Here is an 18,134-nt window from a genome sequence, read left to right on the forward strand (position 1 = left end):
GGTGGTTGCCGGCGCGCTGGCGGTGGCTGCCGGGCCGGGTCTGCCCTGGCCAGGCGTCGTCCACGCTCCGTTCGGGGAGAAATAGGAGGATTGTTCGGTCCATTCCGATCCAGATGATTACGGTGTGTTTCAGGGCGAACCACCCAGTGCCGTGACCGGAGAGAGGGACCCGTCATGCGAGTGCCCAGCCGTAGCCCGGGACAGCAACCCGGTTCGCCTCCGTCGCCCACCGCTCCGGCCCGCCGCCGACCCTCCGGTGCGACCCCCCGCCGTGTTCCCGCTTCCGCCCCCGACCTGCCCGCTTACCGGGCCGCCGTCGCCGAGCTGCTGGTCGAGGTCGGCGCCCTGGCCGGCGCGGCGAGCACCCGAGCCCGGCAGGTGCTCATCGACGAGCGGCTGCGGGAGCCGGCGCTCGCCGCGGTCCTCGACGCCACCCCGCAGGGGCTGATCGGCGCGCGCGAGACGTTGCTGCTGGAGATGGCCCGCTACCAACCGAACGACCGCACCTCGGCGACCGACCTCAGCGCGCTGGTCCGGATCTACCTGCTCTCCCGCATCGACGTGCTGTGGTGGCAGGACGCGCCGACCTTCGTCACCGACGACCAGGTCAACGGCAGCCCCGAGCTGGTCGACCTGGAGTGGCTGCGCCGCCGCGACCTGCTGCGCTTCCGCTATCAGGAGCAGCCGGCCACGATACTGGGCCGGGCCGCCCGCGGGCTGCGTCGCCGGCTGCGACCCGACGCCACCCCGCGCACCGCGGGGCTGCTGTTCCGGCGCGCCCGCCGCGAGGTGGTGGCGCTGCTCAACGACATCGGACGGGAGTTCACCGCCGTCGCGCCGCCGGCCACCCCGCCGCTCTGGGTGACCAGCCTGGTCCGCAGCGCCGAGCACCAGTATCGGCTGCGCCGCCTGGGCTACGCGGCGATGCTGCCCAGCGGGCACTGCCTCGGCTACTCGGCCGACGTCGAGCTGGCCTGGTTCGAGCGGTTCGGCGCGCGCGACGCCCTGGCGGAGCTGCTGCTGAGCCGGCAGGAGGCCGGTGAGCTGAACGTGATCGACGAGGGGCAGGCCTGGCACCTGTGTCTCGCGCCCAGCGCCCGGCGTCGACTACGCCGGGCGTACGAGGCCGAGATGGGGGTCTGAGCCGGTGTGCGGCATCGCGTTGAGCATCGGCCCCGAAGCCGACCCGGCGACCTTCCGGCGAATGCTCGCCGCCCTGGCCCCGCGCGGTGAGGTCACCGAGACCCGGTCCGAGACCGGTCTGCTCGCCGGCACCCGCCGGCTGCGGATCGTCGACCGGGACCGGGCGGTGCAGCCGTGGACGTCGACCGACGAGCGTTGGCTGCTCTGCTTCAACGGCGAGATCTTCAACTACCGGGAGTTGCGGGCGCAGCTGACCCGCCTGGGGCAGGCCTTCCGCACCGAGAGCGACACCGAGGTGCTGCTCGCCGCGTTCCAGCAGTGGGGCGAGGCGGCGGTGACGCGGCTCCGCGGCGAGTACGCCTTCGCGGTCGTCGAACGGGCCACCCGCCGGGCGTACCTGGCCCGCGACCCGCTCGGGGTCAAGCCGCTGTACTGGTCCCGTCGACCCGGCTGCCTGCACCTCGCCTCCGAGGTCAAGGCGCTCGTCGGGCACGGCGCCCCGATCGCCGAGGTGCCCCCCGGGCACCACGGCTGGGCGGAGGCGGACGGGCACGTGCGACTGAGCCCGTACGTCGATCTGCTCACCATCGGCGACGGCCTGCCGGTCATCGACGACCCGGACGAGGCCGCGCTGCTGGTTCGCGCCGCCCTCAGCGACGCGATCCGGATGCGGGTGGAGACCGACCTGACCGTCGGGGTGGTGCTCTCCGGTGGGCTGGACAGCTCGTTGACCCTGCGGCAGGTGCGCGACATCCACCCGGACTGCGTCGCGGTGACCGTCGGCGTGGCCGACAGCCCCGACGTGGCGTACGCCCGGCGGCTCGCCGCCGACCTCGACGTGCCGCACGTGGTGGTCGAGCTGCGACCGCGTGACATCCGGCTCGCCGACGTCCGCGAGGCCATCCGGATCTCCGAGCTGACCGAGTACGGCGACATCATCAACGCGGTCGTCTCGGTGCCGATCTTCCGGCGGCTCCGCGACCTGGGTATCAAGGTGGTGCTGACCGGTGACGGCTCCGACGAGCTGTTCGGCGGGTACCCGATGTACCACCAGGTCGCCCCGGCGGCGGCCCGCCGACTGTTCCTGCACCGGATCCGCAACCTGTGCCGTACCGAGTTGCAGCGGGTCGACCGGGCCGCCATGGCGTACGGCGTGGAGGCCCGGGTGCCGTTCCTCGACCTCAGCGTGGTGGAGCTGGCGATGCGGTTGCCGGTGGATCTGAAGCTGCGCCACGGCCAGGAGAAGTGGATCGTCCGGCGGGCGTTCGCCGACGTGCTGCCCGACTACATCCTCCGTCGTCCGAAGAACCCGATGTCGTACTCGTCGGGGTTGCACGAGCGGGTCCGGCTGTACAAGCCGCTCTTCGCCCGGCTGCACCGCTCCTTCGGCTACGATCTGCAGGAGCCGGTCCGCCGGGACTTCGACACCGTGCTCAGCCGCTGCGGCAACGACCTGGACCGTGCCATCGCCGACGGGCTGACCCGACCCGACTACACGGTCCTGGAGCACGCCCGCGACCTGGTCGGCGCGGCCAAGTGGAACGCCGCTCCGATGGTCCGCCGGCTGGTCGGCCCGCGCCCCGCCCGGCACTGACGGCCGCCCCGCACACCACGCTTGACTCTGACACGGTGTCAGGGACGAGTGTGAGGGGACCATGTTCACCATCGGAGACTTCGCCAGACTCGGCCGGGTGTCGGTGCGGATGCTGCGCCACTACGACAGCATCGGCCTGCTGCCCCCCGCCAGCGTCGACCCGCACACCGGCTACCGCTTCTACCGCGCCGACCAGCTGCGCCGACTCAACCGGGTGATCGCCCTCAAAGAGTTGGGCCTCACCCTCGAACAGGTGCGCGCGATCGTCGACGACGCCGTCGACGTGGCCGAGCTGCGCGGCATGCTGCGGCTGCGCCGAAGCCAGCTGGCGGAACAGTTGGCCGCCGACACGGCCCGGCTCACGGCTGTCGAGGCGAGGCTCCGAATGATCGAGTCGGAGGGTCGGATGACCACCCAGGACGTCGTCCTCAAGGAGATCGCGCCGGTCCGCGTCGCGGAGCTGACCGCCGTCGCGCCCAGCTACCAGGGCGAGGACATCGGCCCGGTCATCCAGCCGCTCTACCCGGAGCTGTTCCGTCGGCTGGCCGCCGCCGGGATCACACCGACAGGGCCGGGCATCGCCTGGTACGAGCCCGCCGACCCGGGCGGCGACGCCGTCGTCGTACACGCCGGTGTGCTCGTCGACGCCGAGCCGTCCGCGGCGCTCGACGTCACGGTGCGCGACCTGCCGGAGCTGCGCAACGCCGCGACGATCATTCATCACGGTGCGATGGACGACGTCGAGCCGAGCATGCAGGCGCTCGCCCGGTGGATCGAGGAGAACGGCTACCGCACCGACGGCTTCGCCCGGGAGGTCTACCTCGACTACTGCCCGGACACCCCGGAGAAGGGCGTCACCGAACTTCAGGTCGCCGTGTACCGGGACTGAGCGCTCAGCTCACCAGCAGCAGCGCGCCGACCGCGGCGAGTGTCGCGGTGACCGCGAGCAGGGTGCTGGTCAGCACGAACCGGGTCAGCGGCACCGCCACCCCGGCGGCCCGGCAGCGCTCGAACCACAGCAGGGTGGCCAACGACGCCCAGGGAGCGGCCAGCGGGCCGACGTTGGTGCCGATCAGCAGGGCCAGCAGGCGGGTGTGGTCGCCGGTCGGCAGTACCGACTCGCCGGCCAGGTAGGCGGGCAGGTTGTTCACCGCGTTGGCGAGCAGCGCTCCGGTGCCACCTGCGCGAAGTGCGCCCAGCGCACCGCCGTCGGCGCCGACCAGGGTGCCGACCAGGTCGTCCAGCCCGTGCCGGCCGAGGGTCTGCACCACCAGGAACAGGCCGGTGACGAAGAACAGCAGGCGCACCGGGACCAGACCGGAACGCAGCGTGGCGGGGGAGCGGACCAGGAATCCGACCAGCACCAGGGCAAGCCCTGCGGTGGAGGCGATCTCGATCTCCACGCCGGCGAGGATGCCGGCGACGAAGATCAGGCAACCGGCGAGCGCCGTACGGTGCAACACCGGGTCGGCCGGCACGTGCCGGGTCGGCGGAACGAAGCGCCCACCGGCGGGCCGATCCCGCCGCCACCACCCGAACCAGAGCAGGGCCATGGTGACCGTCACGGCGGCGAGCTGCGGCAACGCCATCCGACCCGCGTACGCCAGGGGTGCCAGCCCGACCCGGTCGGCGGCGAGCAGGTTGGTCAGGTTGGACACCGGCAACAGCAGGCTCGCGGTGTTCGCCAGCCAGACCGTGGTGACGGCGAGCGGGGCGGCGGGGATCCGCAGGTTACGGGCCAGCGCGAGCAGCACCGGGGTGAGCAGCACGGCGGTGGTGTCGAGGTTGAGAACGAGGGTGGTCAGGGTGGCGAGACCACCGCAGACCAGGAAGAGTACGGCCCAACTGCCCCGGGAGGCGATGGCCAGTCGGCTGGCCAGCACGTCGAAGACACCGGCCACGGCGGTCAGTTCGGCGAGCACGATCACGGTGCCGAGGAACAGCAGCAGCGGCAGGATCCGGTGCAGGGTGGCGGTGGTCTCCGCGCGGGGGAGCAGCCCGCTCAGCGCGCAGGCCGCCCCGACCACGGCGAGGACGACCGCCACCAGGTCCAGCGGGTGGGGCCGCCAGCGCGTGGACGGTTCGGGCGGGGCGGCGAGGGTCACGTCTGCTCACGTTGGCACAGCCCCTGGCCAGCCGGTTCGCAACCCCCGCCCTGGTGACGGGCCCCACGGTTTCATCCGGCTCGACCCCTGCCGCCGGACATGGACCGGGCCCGGCCCCCACGGATCGGGGGTCGGGCCCGGTGTGGTGCGCGGTGCCTACCAGCCCAGGTAGCTGGGCTGGGTCTGCACGTTGAGCTCCTGGTAGCGGGTCAGCTTGGCCGACCAGGTACGCCAGTCGTTCAGCTCCAGGACGTCCAGGCCCTTCACCATGTCGTTCGAGTAGATGTGGCCGTTGTAGTAGTACGCGGACCAGGTGCCGCCGCCGACGAACGTGTCGGCCGAGAGCGGGCCGCGCTCCCAGAAGGCGATCTCCTTCGGGTTGGCAGAGTCGGTGAAGTCGAACACCGAGATGCCACCCTGGTACCACGCCTGGACCATGATGTCCTTGCCGAGCACCGGGATCAGCGAGCCGTTGTGCGCCACGCAGTTCTCGGTGTCGGCGTTCGCCCGGGGGATCTTGTAGTAGCTGCGGAAGGTCATCGTCCGAGCGTTGCCGCGGCCGGCGATGTCGTAGATGGCGTCCGCGCCGCGGTTCGGGCCGACGGTCTCGTTGCAGGTCGCCGCCCCGCCACCACCCAGCTCGTCGGTGAAGATCACCTTGGTGCCGGAGTTGTTGAAGGTGGCCGAGTGCCAGAACGCGAAGTTGACCTCGTCCCGGACCCGGTTGATGACCCGGGGGGCCTCGCGGTTCTTGATGTCGAGCAGGATGCCGTCACCCATGCAGGCGCCGGCGGCCAGGTCCTTCGACGGGTAGGCGGTGATGTCGTGGCAACCGGTGGTCGCCGAGCCGGTCTGGCTGCCGGGGAAGCCGCCGTCCGGGAAGAGGTTCGGCGTCGCGACCACGGCCGCGTCGGTCGGCTTCTTCACCGGCACCTTGATGATGGAGATGGAGTCGTGCGGCGGCTGGCAGTCCGGGAATTCGGTGCGCGGGCTGTACGACGAGACGTACAGGTAGACGGCCTTGCGGTCCTTGCCCGGCACCAGGGTGTGGGTGTGCGAGCCGCAGGCCGTCTCGACGGACTTGATGTAGCGCGGGTTGGCCTTGTCCTTGATGTCGAAGACCTTGATGCCCTCCCACGAGCCCTTCACGTCCGCTCCCTGCGTGGTGCTGTTGCAGGAGTCGTCGCTGCGCGACGAGTCGGTGGAGAGGAAGAGCAGGTCACCGTGGACGGAGATGTCGTTCTGCGACCCCGGGCAGAGCACCCGGGCCTTGACCGTCGGCGCGCTGGGCCGCGAGATGTCGTAGATGACGAAGCCGTTGTAGTTGCCGGCGAACGCGTACTTGCCCTGGAAGGCGATGTCGCTGTTGGTCGCGTCCAGTGGGGCGACCTTGGGGACGTTCGCGATCTGGCGCAGGTTGGGGCTGCTCACGATCTCGTCGACGCCGGGGATCGTGTTGGTGAGCGCGGGGGCCGGGGCCGCCTGCGGCACCGTCTGGGCGCTGCTCGCCGGAGCGACGAGGGCGCTGGCGACGAGGAGGCCGGTCGTGGCGAGTGCCACGACACGCAGTTGTCGTAACCGTGGCTTGTGGAATCTGATCATCGGCGGGGCCCTTCGCAAGGGGGAGACGATGGTTGACACGTTACCGTCCGACGAAGAACGTCGATGTGAGCTGGATCACATGAAAGCGGGTTCTTCAATGGATAACATCGCGGTGACCTCGACTGCAGGGAGTGGCCCATGACCAACCGGCGCGCACGCATCCTGGCGGTCGTCACACTGGCTCTCGCGTTGCCGCTGGTGGTGTTCATGGTGATCCGCCTCGACGGCGACACCGGTACGAACCCACCGCAGCCGGTCTCCGCGCCCGCCACCTCCGCCGCGTCGCCGACGGCCAGCCCCGTCCCCACCGACCTGACCGTCATCGCGCCCGGCCGCCCGGGCGAGACGGCGGCCACCCGCCCGGCGCACGAGGTCCGCGACGCCGGTCCCGCCCCGCACAACTCGCTCGACGTCTGGTTCGTCCGGATGATGATCCCGCACCACGCGCAGGCCCTGGCGATGGCGGAGCTCGCCCCCGACCGGGCCGCCGACCCCGACGTCCGAGCCATCGCCGAGCGCATCCGGGCCAGCCAGGGGCCGGAGATGGGCATGATGCGCGGCTGGTTGCAGACCCGTGGCCTCCCTGCGGAGGTGCAGGGGCACGACCACGGCACCATGCGCGGCATGCAGTCGCCAGAGGCGATGCGGCAGCTCGCCGCCGCCCGTGGCGCGGACTTCGACCGGCTCTTCGTCCAGATGATGACCGAGCACCACCAGGGCGCCATCGAGATGGCCACCAACCTGCTCACGGTCGGCTCCGACCTGACGCTCAACGAGTTCGCCAACTCCGTCGCCACCGAGCAGACCGTCGAGATCGACCGCATGCGCGAGGTCCTCGGCGGCTGAGCCCGGGCGCCGAGCGTCCCGGCACGTACGCTGGGTGACCGTGAGACGCACCCTGTTCGGTCGCCCGCTGCGCGGCGTCGCCTTCGACGTGGCCGTCGCACTGCTGGTGGTCCTCGTCTCCCTGGCGGCGGCGGTGAACCAGCCGGGCGGTTGGGCGGCCACGGCGGTCGGCGTGGGGATGGCGGTGGCGTTGCTGTTCCGCCGCACCCATCCGAGCGCGGTGACGGTGGCGGTCGCGGTGCTCGCCCTGATCCAGGTGATCGCCCGCTGGGGTCCGCTCATCTACGACGTGGCCGTCCTGATCGCGCTCTACAGCGTGGTGAAGTACGGCCGACGGCTGCGCGACGGCGTCCTGGCCGGCGCGGTCGCTGCCGTCGGCGTGCTGCTGGCCGCCGCACAGACCCCCAACGTCATCCAGTGGTGGGCGACCGCGCTGTGGTACGCGCTGGTCACCGGCGCGGTGTGGTTGGTCGCGCTGAACGTGCGGACCCGCCGGCTCTACGTGCTCAGCCTGGAGGAGCGGGCCACCACCCTGGAACGCGAGCGGGAGGCCGAGTCCCGGGCGGCGGTCGCCGAGGAGCGCACCCGGATCGCTCGTGAGCTGCACGACGTGGTCGCCCACAGCATGGCCGTGATGATCGTCCAGGCGGACGGGGCCCGGTTCATGCTCGACCGTGACCCCGCCCAGGCGCGCACCGCCGTGAAGGTCGTCGCGGACACCGGCCGGCAGGCGCTGGAGGAGATGCGCCGCCTGGTCGGCGTACTGCGCGACGCCGGCCCGGCCGGTGCGGACGCGGCCGACGGGCTGGCGGTGGCGGCCGACCCCGAGCACCGACGCCTCGCGCTGGCCGAACTGCCCGACCTGCTGGCCCGCTTCGACGACGCCGGTCTGCACGTCCGCAGCACCGTCACCGGCGCGCCACCGGCCCTGCCGCCGGGCCTGGAGCTGACCGTCTACCGGGTGGTGCAGGAGGCGTTGACCAACGCGCTCAAGCACGCCGGCGTCGGCGCCGACGTCGAGGTCTTCCTGTCGTACACCGCCGAGGCCGTCGTGGTCCGGGTGGTCGACGACGGTCGCGGCCGCCCGCTGGTCAGCCCGGCGCCGTCCGGCGGTCACGGCCTGCTCGGCATGCGGGAGCGGGTGACGGTGTACGACGGCAGCCTCACCGCCGGTCCCCGGCTGACCGGGGGCTGGCAGGTCGAGGTTCGGCTGCCGCTACCGTCAGAGCCGGCAACGGAGGTGATCGCGGCATGACGGTCCGGGTAGTGATCGTGGACGACCAGGCGCTGGTCCGCGCCGGGTTCCGGATGGTGCTGGAATCCCAGCCCGACCTGGAGGTCGTCGGGGAGGCGATCGACGGCGCGGACGCCCTGCGGGTGCTCGCCCGCACCGAGGCCGACGTGGTCGTGATGGACATCCGGATGCCCACCATGGACGGGGTGGAGGCGACCCGTCGACTCTGCGCCGAGCGACCCGCGGGTGGCCCCCGGGTGCTGGTGCTGACCACCTTCGACACCGAGGCGGACGCGTTCGCGGCGCTGCAGGCCGGGGCGAGTGGCTTCCTGCTCAAGAACGTCCCGCCGGAGGAGCTGCTGGCCGCGATCCGGGTGGTGGCCCAGGGCGACTCGGTGGTGGCCCCGTCGATCACCCGACGCCTGCTGGACCGGTTCGCCGGGCAGCTCGGCGCCGCCCCGAGCGCCGATCCTCGACTCGCGCAGCTCACCGAACGGGAACGGGAGGTCCTGCTGCTGGTCGCCCAGGGGTTGTCCAACGCGGAGATCGCCGCCCGGGTGCACGTGGCCGAGGCGACGGTGAAGACCCACGTCGGGCGGATCCTGGCGAAACTCCAGCTGCGCGACCGGGTCCAGGCGGTGGTCCTGGCGTACGAGAGCGGGCTGGTCACGCCCGGCGGATGACACCGCGTACGACCTGGGTCGTAGCGGCCGGCGGGCGCACCGCGACCCCCGGCGCACGCAGGTCGAGCGCGCAGGTGGAGATCGACAGACCGGTGTCGGCCATAGCGTCGGAGGGGTCCGATCCGCCACCTGCACCGGGAGCCCCGCATGATCCGCCTGACCCTGCGTTCGCTGCGCGCCGAGGCGCTGCGCATGCTACTCTCGGCGCTCGCCGTCGTGCTCGGCGTCGCGTTCGTCGCCGGCACGATGATCTTCGTCGACGGGATGCGGGCCGGGGCGTACGAGCGGGCCGGCACCTTCGACCGCCACACCGACCTGGGGGTCTACTCGGCCGGCCGAAAGGTGTTGCCCCCGGCACTTGTCGACCGGGTGCGGGCGGTCGACGGGGTGGCCGCCGCCGCCGGTGAGCTGACCAACACCGCCGGGATCGTCGGAGCCGACGGTCGGCCGGTCCTCGGCTTCACCATGCTCGTCGCCATCCCCACCGAGGACGCGCTGCGCTCGTACCAAGTGGTGGCCGGCCGGTTGCCCGACCGGGCCGGGGAGGTGGTGCTCGACGCGCCGACAGCGGCCGAGCAGGGCTTCGGGCTCGGCGCTGCGGTCCGGATCGGCGCCACCGACGGGGCGGCCCGCCCGTACACCCTGGTGGGCACCGTCGACGTGGCCGGCACCGCTCGCGACGTCGGCGGTCCGTTCGTCGGCCTGGTCGGGCCGGACGCCTTGGCCCTCACCGGCGAGCGGGGCTACGGCCGGATCATGGTGGCGGCCCGACCGGGCGTCGACGTCGCGGCGCTGACCGAGAAGGTACGCGGCGTGTCCGGCGCCGAAGCCACGGTGAAGAGTCGCCAGCAGATCCTCGACGAGGCCGTGGAGGACGCGGTCCGCAACGTGGACCAGTTCCGCATGCTGCTGTTGATCTTCGTAGGGGTCGCGATCGTGGTGGCCGGCTTCGTGATCGCCAACACCTTCGCGATCGTGCTGGCCCAGCGCACCCGACGGACCGCGCTGCTGCGCCTGATCGGCGCCACCCGGGGACAGGTCTTCCGGTCCACAGTGCTGGAGTCGGCGGTGCTGGGGCTGGTCGCCTCCGCGCTCGGGGTGCTGCTCGGGGTGGCCGTCGCCGCCGGGTTGCGGCTGCTGCTGTCCCACCTGGACGTGCCGGTGACAGGTGCGCTGACCGTGACCGCTTCGACAGTGCTCACCGGCCTGCTGCTGGGCACCGGGCTCACCGTGTGCGCCGCCCTGTTGCCGGCCTGGCGGGGGACGCGGATCGCCCCGGTGGCCGCGCTCACCGACGCCGCCGTGCAGCCCAGCCGGGGTGCTGGCCGGGTTCGGCTGAGCATCGGCGCGGTGGTCCTCGCCGTCGGTGTGGCCGCGCTGGCCGGCGCCGCCAGCGCCGCTCAGCTGCTGCTGGTGGCGGTCGGTGGGATCCTCACCTTCTTCGGGATCGTGCTGTTCGGGCCGGTGCTCGTCCCCGCGCTGGCCCGGGTGTTCGGCTGGCCGGTCCGACGAGTGCTCGGCACGATCGGTGAACTGGCGGTCAGCAACACGGTGCGCAATCCACGGCGGGTCGCCGCGACCGCCACCGCGCTGGTGATCGGTATCGGACTGGTCTCGGCATTCATGGTCGGCGCGCGCAGCACCAAGGACGGCATCGAACGCAGCGTGGACGCCCAGATCGGGACGGACTTCGTGGTCAGCGGAATCGGTCAGGACCTGCCGGCCGCGCTCGTCGGTGAGCTCTCCTCCCGTCCCGAGCTGGGTGTGGTGCACGAGCAGCGCAGCACTGTCGTCGACGACGTTGAGATCCGCGCGGCCCACCCGGCACTGGTCGGCCGGACGCTGAGCGCAGTGCTGGCCGGCGACGCCGAGCGGGTCGGGCCGGGGCAGGTGCTGGTGCACCGCGAGTTGGCGCGGGCCCGCGGCTGGCAGCTCGGCTCCCCGGTGACCGTCGGGGGAAGGTCGTTCCGGGTGGCCGCCGTGGTGACCGACGACAGCCCCGGCGGTGAGGTGCCCGCGGGCCACGTCATCGACCTGTCCGACCAGGACTTCGCCGCGCTCTTCCCCGCCCGGCGCGGCTACCTGGCCGAGATCGACCCCGCCGCCGGGGTGAGCCCCGAGCGGGCCCGCGACGCGATCACCGCGGTGCTGGGCCGCTACCCGACGGTGAACCTCATGGACCAGGGCGCGTACAAGAAGATGCTCACCGGCACGGTGGACATGCTGCTCGCCTTCGTCACCGCGCTGCTCGGTCTGGCCGTGGTGATCGCCCTGGTCGGCGTGGCGAACACCCTGAGCCTGTCGGTGGTCGAACGGACCAGGGAGAACGCCGTGCTGCGGGCGGTCGGGCTCACCCGAGGGCGGATGCGGGCGGTGCTGGCCGTCGAGGCGGTGCTGATGGCGCTGGTCGGCGCGGTGCTCGGGGTCGGGCTCGGCACCGGAGTCAGCGCGTCCGCGATGGCCCTGCTGGACCGCCTGGGCGGCGACTTCCGCGTGGTGCTGCCGCTCGGCCAGCTCGGGCTGATCCTCGGTGTCGCGGTGCTCGCCGCCCTGCTCGCCTCGGTGCTGCCGGCCCGCCGGGCGCTGTCCCGCCCGGTCGTCGAGGCGCTCGCCGACCAGTGAGCCGGTCGCGGTCCGGCCGGCCGGGTCCGACCCCGGGGACCGGGACGGACATCCGCCGGCCGGTCCCGCCATCTTCCCCGGCGGCGGGACCGGCCAGCGGTGCCGGGTCTACAGGCGCTCGACCATCGGGCCGACGCACCGGTTGCGGGTGTCGAAGATGTAGCGGGCGTGCCTGACCACGAGGTCGTAGTCGAAGGTGTCATGGTCGGTGACCACCACCACCGCGTCGGCCGCGCGCACCTCACGCTCGCTGAGCCCGACCACGGTGATCCCGGAGGGGATCTGGTGTGCCTCGGCGTACGGCTCGACGGCGTGCACCTCGGCGCCGAGGGCCTGCAACCGACGGGCCACGTCCACGGCGGGGGAGTCGCGCATGTCGCCGGTGTTCTTCTTGTACGCCAGACCGAGCAGCAGCAGTCGGGCGCCGCTGACGGCCCGGCCGTCGCGGTTCAGCCCTCCCATGATCCGCTGCGCGACGTGCTCGGGCATCTCGTGGTTGACGTCGTTGGCCAGCTCGATGAACCGGAACTGCCGACCGAGGCGGCGCTTGACCTGCCAGGACAGGTAGCACGGGTCGATCGGCAGGCAGTGCCCGCCGACGCCGGGCCCGGGCCGGAACGGCATGAAGCCGAACGGTTTGGTCGAGGCGGCGTCGATCGCCTCCCAGACGTCGATGTCGAGGTGGTGCGAGAGCATGGTCAACTCGTTGATCAGCGCGATGTTGACCTGGCGGAAGGTGTTCTCGATCAGCTTGGTCAGCTCGGCGACGCGGGTGGAGTCCACCGGTACGGTGCGTTCCACGAGGCGCTGGTAGAACTCGTCCACCCGGGCCAGCGCCGCCGGGTCCACACCGGAGACCACCTTCGGGGTGTTCTCCAGTCGCCAGGTCGGGTTGCCCGGGTCGATCCGCTCGGGGCTGTAGCCGAGGTGGAAGTCACCGGGGCTGGTCAGACCGCTGGCCGACTCCAACAGCGGGCGCAGCAGCTCCTCGGTGGTGCCGGGGTAGGTGGTCGATTCCAGGATCACCGTGCAGCCCGGGCGTACGTACGGACCGATACCGATGCCGGCCTGCTCGACGAAGCTCAGGTCCGGGGTCCCGTCGCGCAGCGGGGTCGGCACCGTGATGACGCAGATGTCGAACCCGTCGGCGTCGGTGTACTCCGTGCTGGGGTGGTAGCGGCCACTGCCCAACGCGCGGCCCAGCCGGTCGGCCGGGATGTCCTCGACGAACGACTCGCCGGAGGCGAGACGCTTCACCCGGTCGGCGTCGACGTCGAGACCGACCACGTCGAGCCCCGCCTCGACGGCCCGCATGGCCAGCGGCAGTCCGACGTACCCCTGACCGATCACGACCAGCTTTTCAGCGCTCACCCAGGCTCCCGCGGCAGATGGTGTAAATAGCCTGCTCAGAGCCTAGAGGCGTCTTCGGCGTCGTAAGTCCGTTTTGGGGATATCGGTGCTGGTGGGACTGCCGAGGGTCGGCGACGGTGGTCCGCTCAACCGCCCGCCGGCACCTCCGGATCGACCGGCGCACTGGAGGTGGGGGGCGGGTCGGACGGCGGCGCGGTCGTCGGCGGGGCGCCCGTCGTGGGCGCCGCGCTGGTCGGCGGCGCCGTGGTCACGCCCACCGTTGGCGTCGGCGAGCCGACCGTCTGGCTGGGCTGCACGCTCGGCGTGGCGGAGACCGAGGCCGACGGGGAGTTGCCGGGGACGTGCGGCCGGTCCGGCCGGCCCGGCTCGACACTGGTGATCTGCTCGTTCGCCGCGGGCAGGTCGACGGGGCCGCTCGGCGCCACCGTCGGCGAGGTGGCCGGCAGATTGACCGCCGGGTCATCGCCGACGTTACGCGTCGCGGCCAGCGCCGCGCCGAGCCCGACCAGCGCGACCAGCATGGCCGCCGCCGCGCCGACGAGCGGACCCCGCCGTCGCTGGCGTCCGTCCGCCACCGCCGCGCCGGCCGGCACGTCCGTGCGGGTGCCCGGCCCAGCGTCGCGCAGCGCGACCGGCCCGGCCATCGCCGTCGGCGGCTCGCCCCCGGTGACCGCCGTCCGAGCGGCCTCGGCCATCGCCGCTCCGTTGGTGAACCGCTCCAGCGGATCCTTGGCCAGGGCCCGCGACACCAGGGCGCGGACCGCCTCCGGAATGTCGTGCGGCAGCTCCGGCGGCTCGTCGTCCAGGTGCCGCACGGCGACCTGGAGCGGATTGTCGCCGGTGAACGGCGGGCTGCCGGTCAGGCAGCAGTAGGTGACCGCGCCCAGGGCGTAGATGTCGGTCGCACCGCTGACCGGCCGACCGGCGGCCTGCTCGGGAGCCATGTAGAGGGCGGTGCCCGGCACCGCGTTGGTGCTGGTGATGCTGGTGATGTCGGTGGAGCGGGCCACGCCGAAGTCCACCAGGACGACAGTGCCGTCTTCCTGCACCAGCAGGTTGCTGGGCTTGACGTCGCGGTGCACGATGCCGCCGCGATGCGCCGCGTTGAGCGCTGCGGCCGCCTGGGCCACGATCGACATCGTCTCGGCCACGTCGAGCCGCCCGGCCGCCTCGATCCGCTTGGACAACGGCTCGCCGGCGACGAACTCCATGACGAGGTAGTCCGCCCGCCCGCCGTCGGGGAGGTCGTCCGCACCGCAGTCGAAGACCTGCACGATGCCGGGGTGCCGCAGCGCCGCCATGATCCGGGCCTCGGCGCGGAACCGGGCGATGAAGTCGGGATCGGAGACCAGTGCCGGCAGGAGAACCTTGACCGCGACCTGCCGGCCGAGGATCAGGTCGGAGGCACGCCAAACGTCGCCCATACCGCCCGTGGCGACACGTTCGTCCAAGCGGTAGCGACCGCTGAGCACGACCTCCGATGACAACACCGCATTACCGTACCTAGAGTGGCGCTGGGCGGCGCACCGTGGCAGGGCCACCGGGCGGCTGGTTGAGACTGGCTGATCCGGCCTGACCTGTGTGGACGCTCGACCTTCGTGACGCTGCGGATGTGTGGTGTCACGAAAAGCGACTATTTCCGCCGCTCGGGTCGTCGGCCGGGGCAAGAAGCCGCCTCCGGGGGTGGTTGGCGTCTGCTGCGTGCGGACCGTTACGACGACGCGCCGTCGGACCGGGTTGATAATTGTCACTCTTCCGTGACACGGCCCCGACTTGTCGCGTCGTGAGCCCCCTCTTAGCGTTAGCCCGGCTCGGGCCCTCCCGGCCGCCTCGGCGGGCAGCGCGCCGATCGACCACCCTGGCGTTGGCCCCCGGACAGGCCGCCCCGACAATCATGGTCGCGGGCACAATCAGAGCGGTGGAGGGCGGTGCGGTGCTGGTGCTGATCGGGCGGAGGACTCGTGCCGCGTGGCGTGCGCCAGCTGGTGTGGTCGGGCCGACATGCCCCGAACGATGCGTGGGTCGCCCGTGACCGCCGACCTGTCGGAGGTGGTGACCGCCGCGCAGGCCGGGGACGAGGAGGCGTTCCGCTTTCTCTACCGCAGCCTCCAGCCCGGGCTGCTGCGCTACCTGACCGCGCTCGTCGGGGCCGACGCCGAGGACGTCGCCTCCGAGACCTGGCTCCAGATCTCCCGTGACCTGCCCGGCTTCACCGGCGGCGAGTTCCGGGCCTGGGCGGTCACCATCGCCCGCAACCGCGCGATGGACCACCTGCGTCGGATGCGCCGCCGCCCCTCGCTCCCGGTCCCGGTACAGGCGCTCGTTGAGCTCGCCAGCGACGCGGACACCGCCGAGCGGGCCAGCGAGACGATCGGTACCGAGACCGCCCTCGCGCTGATCGCCACACTCCCGCCCCGGGAGGCCGAGGCGGTCCTGCTGCGGGCCGTGATCGGGCTGGACGCGGGATCCGCCGGCCGCGTGCTGGGCCGCCGGGCCGGCGCCGTGCGGACCGCCGCTCACCGTGGCCTACGCCGGCTCGCGGTCCTGCTGGAGCGGCAGAGCCCGGCCGAGTCGTCGGTCGGGGTCGAGGGGGTGCCACCGCCGCGTGCGGGGGGCGGCCCCGCCCTGCGGACATCGCACGTCGAACCGGCGGACGGCTGACGTGAGGGGACTCCCGATGAACCCGTTCCGGCGGGCCGACCACGCCGACACCGAGCGGCTGCTCGACTCGGCCCCTGCCCGAGTGGACGCCACCCTGGATCAGCGCCCCTCCGCCACGCCCACAGAGGTGGACGCGAACGTCCCTGACGCGCACCTGAACGCCCCGAACGTGCCCCCGGTGGCCGCGTTGCTCGCCGCGGCGGCCGGCCCCGTCCGCCCAGGCGAGTTGGCCGGGGAGGACGCCGCGGTGGCCGCGTTCCGGGCCGCCCGGGCCAACCCGACGCCGGCCGTGCCGCAGCGGCCACGCCGTCGCCGGATGACCACCGGCGCGGTGGCCTGGATCGGCGCGGTGGCAGCCACCGCCACCGCTGGGGCCGCCTTCGCCGCGGTCACCCGGGACCGAGGGCCAGACCCGGTCGCACCGGCACCGTCGCGCCCGTCACCCTCGCCGCACCAGGGCGCATCCCGGTCGACCGAGCCCGGTCGGTCGACGGGCTCCGGCGCCCCGGCACCGGGCGCGCCCTCGCCCGTCACCCCCACGCCGCCGGCCGGTCCCACTACCGCCGGCGAGGTGCACGGACTGTGCCTTGCGTGGCGGGCCAAGAAGCCCGAGCAGCGGGAGAAGGCCCTCCGCACGCCGGCCTTCCAGAAACTGGTGACCGCCGCCGGCGGCCCTGCTGGGGTCGAGGCGTACTGCCAGCGGCTGGTGCCCGAGGCGAAGCCGTCCGAGCCGGCGAAGGTCACGCCCTCCGAGTCGGCGAAGGGCAAGCCGTCCCCATCGGGGAAAGCCCCGCCGTCACCGCCGCGACCGGGTCACCCCGTAGGCGGCTGACCGGTCGGTGGTCGGAGCGGTTTGTTCCGCCCTGCTTCGGAAATTCGTCTGTTAGACAGAGGTTGGTGGCCCGTGCACGCCCCGACGGTGTCGGTGGGTGGGTTTACGGTGGCACGGTGTGCCGGACCAGGCGCACGGAGAGGGGGCCCGACCCTTGGTGACGTCATCCGACCTGGACCGCAGCGCCATCCTGCGCGAGTCCGCAGCCGCAGTCCGACACCTCGCCCGGATCTGCTTCAAGACCGGCCCACCCACCCACACCGGCGTCGAACTGGAATGGACCGTGCACGACGCCGCCGATCCCGCCCGCCCCGTCGACGCGACGCGGCTGCGGGCGGCGCTGGGGCGGCACAGCCCCGCCACGCTGGATGCCACCAGCCCGGCCGAGCCGTTGCGACACGGCGGCATGGTCACCCTGGAGCCGGGTGGCCAGTTGGAGATATCCACCCCACCCCGCCCCTCGGTCGCCGCGTTGATCCGCGCCACCGAGGCCGACATCGCCCAGGTCACCGACCTGCTGGCCGCCGCCGGGCTGGTCCTCGGCCGCAGCGGCATCGACCCCCACCGACGGCCCCGCCCGGTGGTGGAAACCCCCCGTTACCGCGCGATGCGCGGAGCCTTCGACCGCCACGGCCCGGCCGGCCGCACGATGATGTACAGCACCGCCGGCCTGCAGATCTGCCTCGACGCCGGTGAACCGGACCAGGTCGCGGACCGGTGGGCTGCGGCCCACGCGGTCGGGCCCCCACTGCTCGCCGCGTTCGCGTCCGCCGCTCGACACGCCGGGCGGCGCACCGGTTGGGCCTCTGCCCGGATGGCCGCCTGGCTGGCCATCGACCCGACCCGGACCCGCCCGGTCTGGTCGCCATCGAGGGCCGAGGACGATCCGACCGACGCCTGGATCAGCTACGTGCTCGCCGCGCCGCTGCTCTGTCTGCGCCGGCAGAGCGCCGACTGGGCCGCGCCGCCCGGGGTGACCTTCGCCGACTGGCTCGACGGCGCGCTGCCACAACCGCCCACCACCGATGACCTCGACTACCACGTCAGCACCCTCTTTCCGCCGGTGCGGCCGCGCGGCTACCTGGAGCTGCGCTACCTGGACGCCCAGCCCGACCGCGGCTGGCGGCTGCCGCTGGCGGTGCTGACCGCCCTGTTCGGTGACCCGGGCACCGTGCGCGAGGCGTACACGATCGCCACGCCGGTGGCGCACCGCTGGTCGGCCGCCGCCCGGCACGGCCTGGCCGACCCGGCGCTGGCCGCCGCCGCGGCGGCCCTGCTCGACCTGGCCCTGACCACCCTGCCCCGCCTGGAGCTGCCGGCCAGCACCCACGACGAGATTTGGCGAGGGGTACGCGAGCGGCTGGCCGCCGCAGAGAGGAGAGACCAGTGAGCGCGAGGAGTGAGCCGGTGGTGCGAGCCGCGCAGTCGCGAACGGAGGACG

At 72.8% G+C, this 18,134-nt stretch carries 14 protein-coding genes; 10 read left to right on the forward strand and 4 right to left on the reverse strand.

What is annotated here, in order from left to right; genetic code table 11:
* Positions 1–174: 174 nt before the first annotated feature.
* The 3 genes from ABTW72_RS29330 (at position 175) to ABTW72_RS29340 (ending at position 3,626) form a co-directional block, all read left to right on the forward strand.
* Positions 175–1,143, forward strand: a complete 969-nt coding sequence (locus tag ABTW72_RS29330) for a DUF5715 family protein (protein ID WP_350864208.1) — start codon at positions 175–177, stop codon at positions 1,141–1,143.
* 4 nt (positions 1,144–1,147) lie between these two features.
* A complete protein-coding gene (locus ABTW72_RS29335; RefSeq protein WP_350864211.1) occupies positions 1,148–2,737 on the forward strand; it encodes an asparagine synthetase B family protein in 1,590 nt (529 codons plus the stop codon).
* 61 nt (positions 2,738–2,798) lie between these two features.
* Positions 2,799–3,626 carry a MerR family transcriptional regulator gene (locus ABTW72_RS29340; protein WP_350864214.1) on the forward strand — a complete coding sequence of 276 codons (828 nt, stop codon included), beginning with the start codon at positions 2,799–2,801 and terminating at the stop codon, positions 3,624–3,626.
* A 4-nt stretch (positions 3,627–3,630) separates the two neighbouring features.
* Here ABTW72_RS29340 and ABTW72_RS29345 read toward each other — a convergent pair whose 3' ends face one another.
* Together ABTW72_RS29345 and ABTW72_RS29350 are read right to left on the reverse strand one after the other, a co-directional pair.
* The gene (locus ABTW72_RS29345; protein WP_350864217.1) at positions 3,631–4,842 is read right to left on the reverse strand and encodes an ArsB/NhaD family transporter; all 1,212 of its coding nucleotides are present in this window, start codon (positions 4,840–4,842) and stop codon (positions 3,631–3,633) included.
* A gap of 156 nt (positions 4,843–4,998) precedes the next feature.
* The gene (locus tag ABTW72_RS29350; RefSeq protein ID WP_350864220.1) at positions 4,999–6,444 is read right to left on the reverse strand and encodes an LVIVD repeat-containing protein; all 1,446 of its coding nucleotides are present in this window, start codon (positions 6,442–6,444) and stop codon (positions 4,999–5,001) included.
* A 138-nt stretch (positions 6,445–6,582) separates the two neighbouring features.
* On the opposite strand from ABTW72_RS29350, the gene ABTW72_RS29355 reads away from it, so the two are divergent.
* The 4 genes from ABTW72_RS29355 to ABTW72_RS29370 all read left to right on the forward strand — a co-directional run bounded on the left by ABTW72_RS29355 (position 6,583) and on the right by ABTW72_RS29370 (position 11,829).
* Complete coding sequence (locus tag ABTW72_RS29355; protein WP_350864222.1) at positions 6,583–7,290, forward strand: DUF305 domain-containing protein; 708 nt, start codon at positions 6,583–6,585, stop codon at positions 7,288–7,290.
* Positions 7,291–7,324: 34 nt separating this feature from the next.
* Positions 7,325–8,545 (forward strand): sensor histidine kinase, encoded by a 1,221-nt coding sequence (locus tag ABTW72_RS29360; RefSeq protein ID WP_350864225.1) that lies wholly within the window; start codon positions 7,325–7,327, stop codon positions 8,543–8,545.
* Positions 8,542–9,207 (forward strand): response regulator, encoded by a 666-nt coding sequence (locus ABTW72_RS29365; RefSeq protein WP_091397823.1) that lies wholly within the window; start codon positions 8,542–8,544, stop codon positions 9,205–9,207. The genes ABTW72_RS29360 and ABTW72_RS29365 overlap by 4 nt, the downstream gene beginning before the upstream one ends.
* 147 nt (positions 9,208–9,354) lie before the next feature.
* On the forward strand, positions 9,355–11,829 hold the full coding sequence (locus ABTW72_RS29370) for an ABC transporter permease (protein ID WP_350864228.1): 2,475 nt from the start codon (positions 9,355–9,357) through the stop codon (positions 11,827–11,829).
* Positions 11,830–11,937: 108 nt separating this feature from the next.
* Here the strand turns inward: ABTW72_RS29370 and ABTW72_RS29375 are convergent, their stop codons facing one another.
* Positions 11,938–13,200, reverse strand: a complete 1,263-nt coding sequence (locus ABTW72_RS29375) for a nucleotide sugar dehydrogenase (protein ID WP_350864231.1) — start codon at positions 13,198–13,200, stop codon at positions 11,938–11,940.
* A 125-nt stretch (positions 13,201–13,325) separates the two neighbouring features.
* Entirely contained in the window at positions 13,326–14,690 is a 1,365-nt protein-coding gene (locus ABTW72_RS29380; RefSeq protein ID WP_350864234.1) for a serine/threonine-protein kinase, read from the reverse strand.
* 523 nt (positions 14,691–15,213) lie between these two features.
* Between ABTW72_RS29380 and ABTW72_RS29385 the strand changes: the two genes are divergently transcribed.
* The 3 genes from ABTW72_RS29385 (at position 15,214) to egtA (ending at position 18,083) form a co-directional block, all read left to right on the forward strand.
* The gene (locus ABTW72_RS29385; protein WP_502892265.1) at positions 15,214–15,861 is read left to right on the forward strand and encodes an RNA polymerase sigma factor; all 648 of its coding nucleotides are present in this window, start codon (positions 15,214–15,216) and stop codon (positions 15,859–15,861) included.
* A 16-nt stretch (positions 15,862–15,877) separates the two neighbouring features.
* Positions 15,878–16,693, forward strand: coding sequence for a hypothetical protein (locus tag ABTW72_RS29390; protein WP_350864237.1), 816 nt, complete (start codon positions 15,878–15,880; stop codon positions 16,691–16,693).
* A 154-nt stretch (positions 16,694–16,847) separates the two neighbouring features.
* Positions 16,848–18,083: an ergothioneine biosynthesis glutamate--cysteine ligase EgtA gene (gene egtA, locus ABTW72_RS29395; protein ID WP_350864240.1), complete on the forward strand. Its 1,236-nt coding sequence runs from the start codon at positions 16,848–16,850 to the stop codon at positions 18,081–18,083.
* Positions 18,084–18,134 lie beyond the last annotated feature (51 nt).

The sequence above is a fragment of the Micromonospora sp. NPDC127501 genome (assembly GCF_040302185.1).
GTDB lineage: Bacteria > Actinomycetota > Actinomycetes > Mycobacteriales > Micromonosporaceae > Micromonospora.

Bases quoted from the DNA above. Each gene is read 5' to 3' on its own strand.
- ABTW72_RS29330 (WP_350864208.1), top strand. From the start codon at position 175: ATGCGAGTGCCCAGCCGTAGCCCGGGACAGCAACCCGGTTCGCCTCCG.
- ABTW72_RS29340 (WP_350864214.1), top strand. From the start codon at position 2,799: ATGTTCACCATCGGAGACTTCGCCAGACTCGGCCGGGTGTCGGTGCGG.
- ABTW72_RS29350 (WP_350864220.1), bottom strand. From the start codon at position 6,444: ATGATCAGATTCCACAAGCCACGGTTACGACAACTGCGTGTCGTGGCA.
- ABTW72_RS29355 (WP_350864222.1), top strand. From the start codon at position 6,583: ATGACCAACCGGCGCGCACGCATCCTGGCGGTCGTCACACTGGCTCTC.
- ABTW72_RS29365 (WP_091397823.1), top strand. From the start codon at position 8,542: ATGACGGTCCGGGTAGTGATCGTGGACGACCAGGCGCTGGTCCGCGCC.
- ABTW72_RS29370 (WP_350864228.1), top strand. From the start codon at position 9,355: ATGATCCGCCTGACCCTGCGTTCGCTGCGCGCCGAGGCGCTGCGCATG.
- ABTW72_RS29385 (WP_502892265.1), top strand. From the start codon at position 15,214: ATGCGTGGGTCGCCCGTGACCGCCGACCTGTCGGAGGTGGTGACCGCC.
- ABTW72_RS29390 (WP_350864237.1), top strand. From the start codon at position 15,878: ATGAACCCGTTCCGGCGGGCCGACCACGCCGACACCGAGCGGCTGCTC.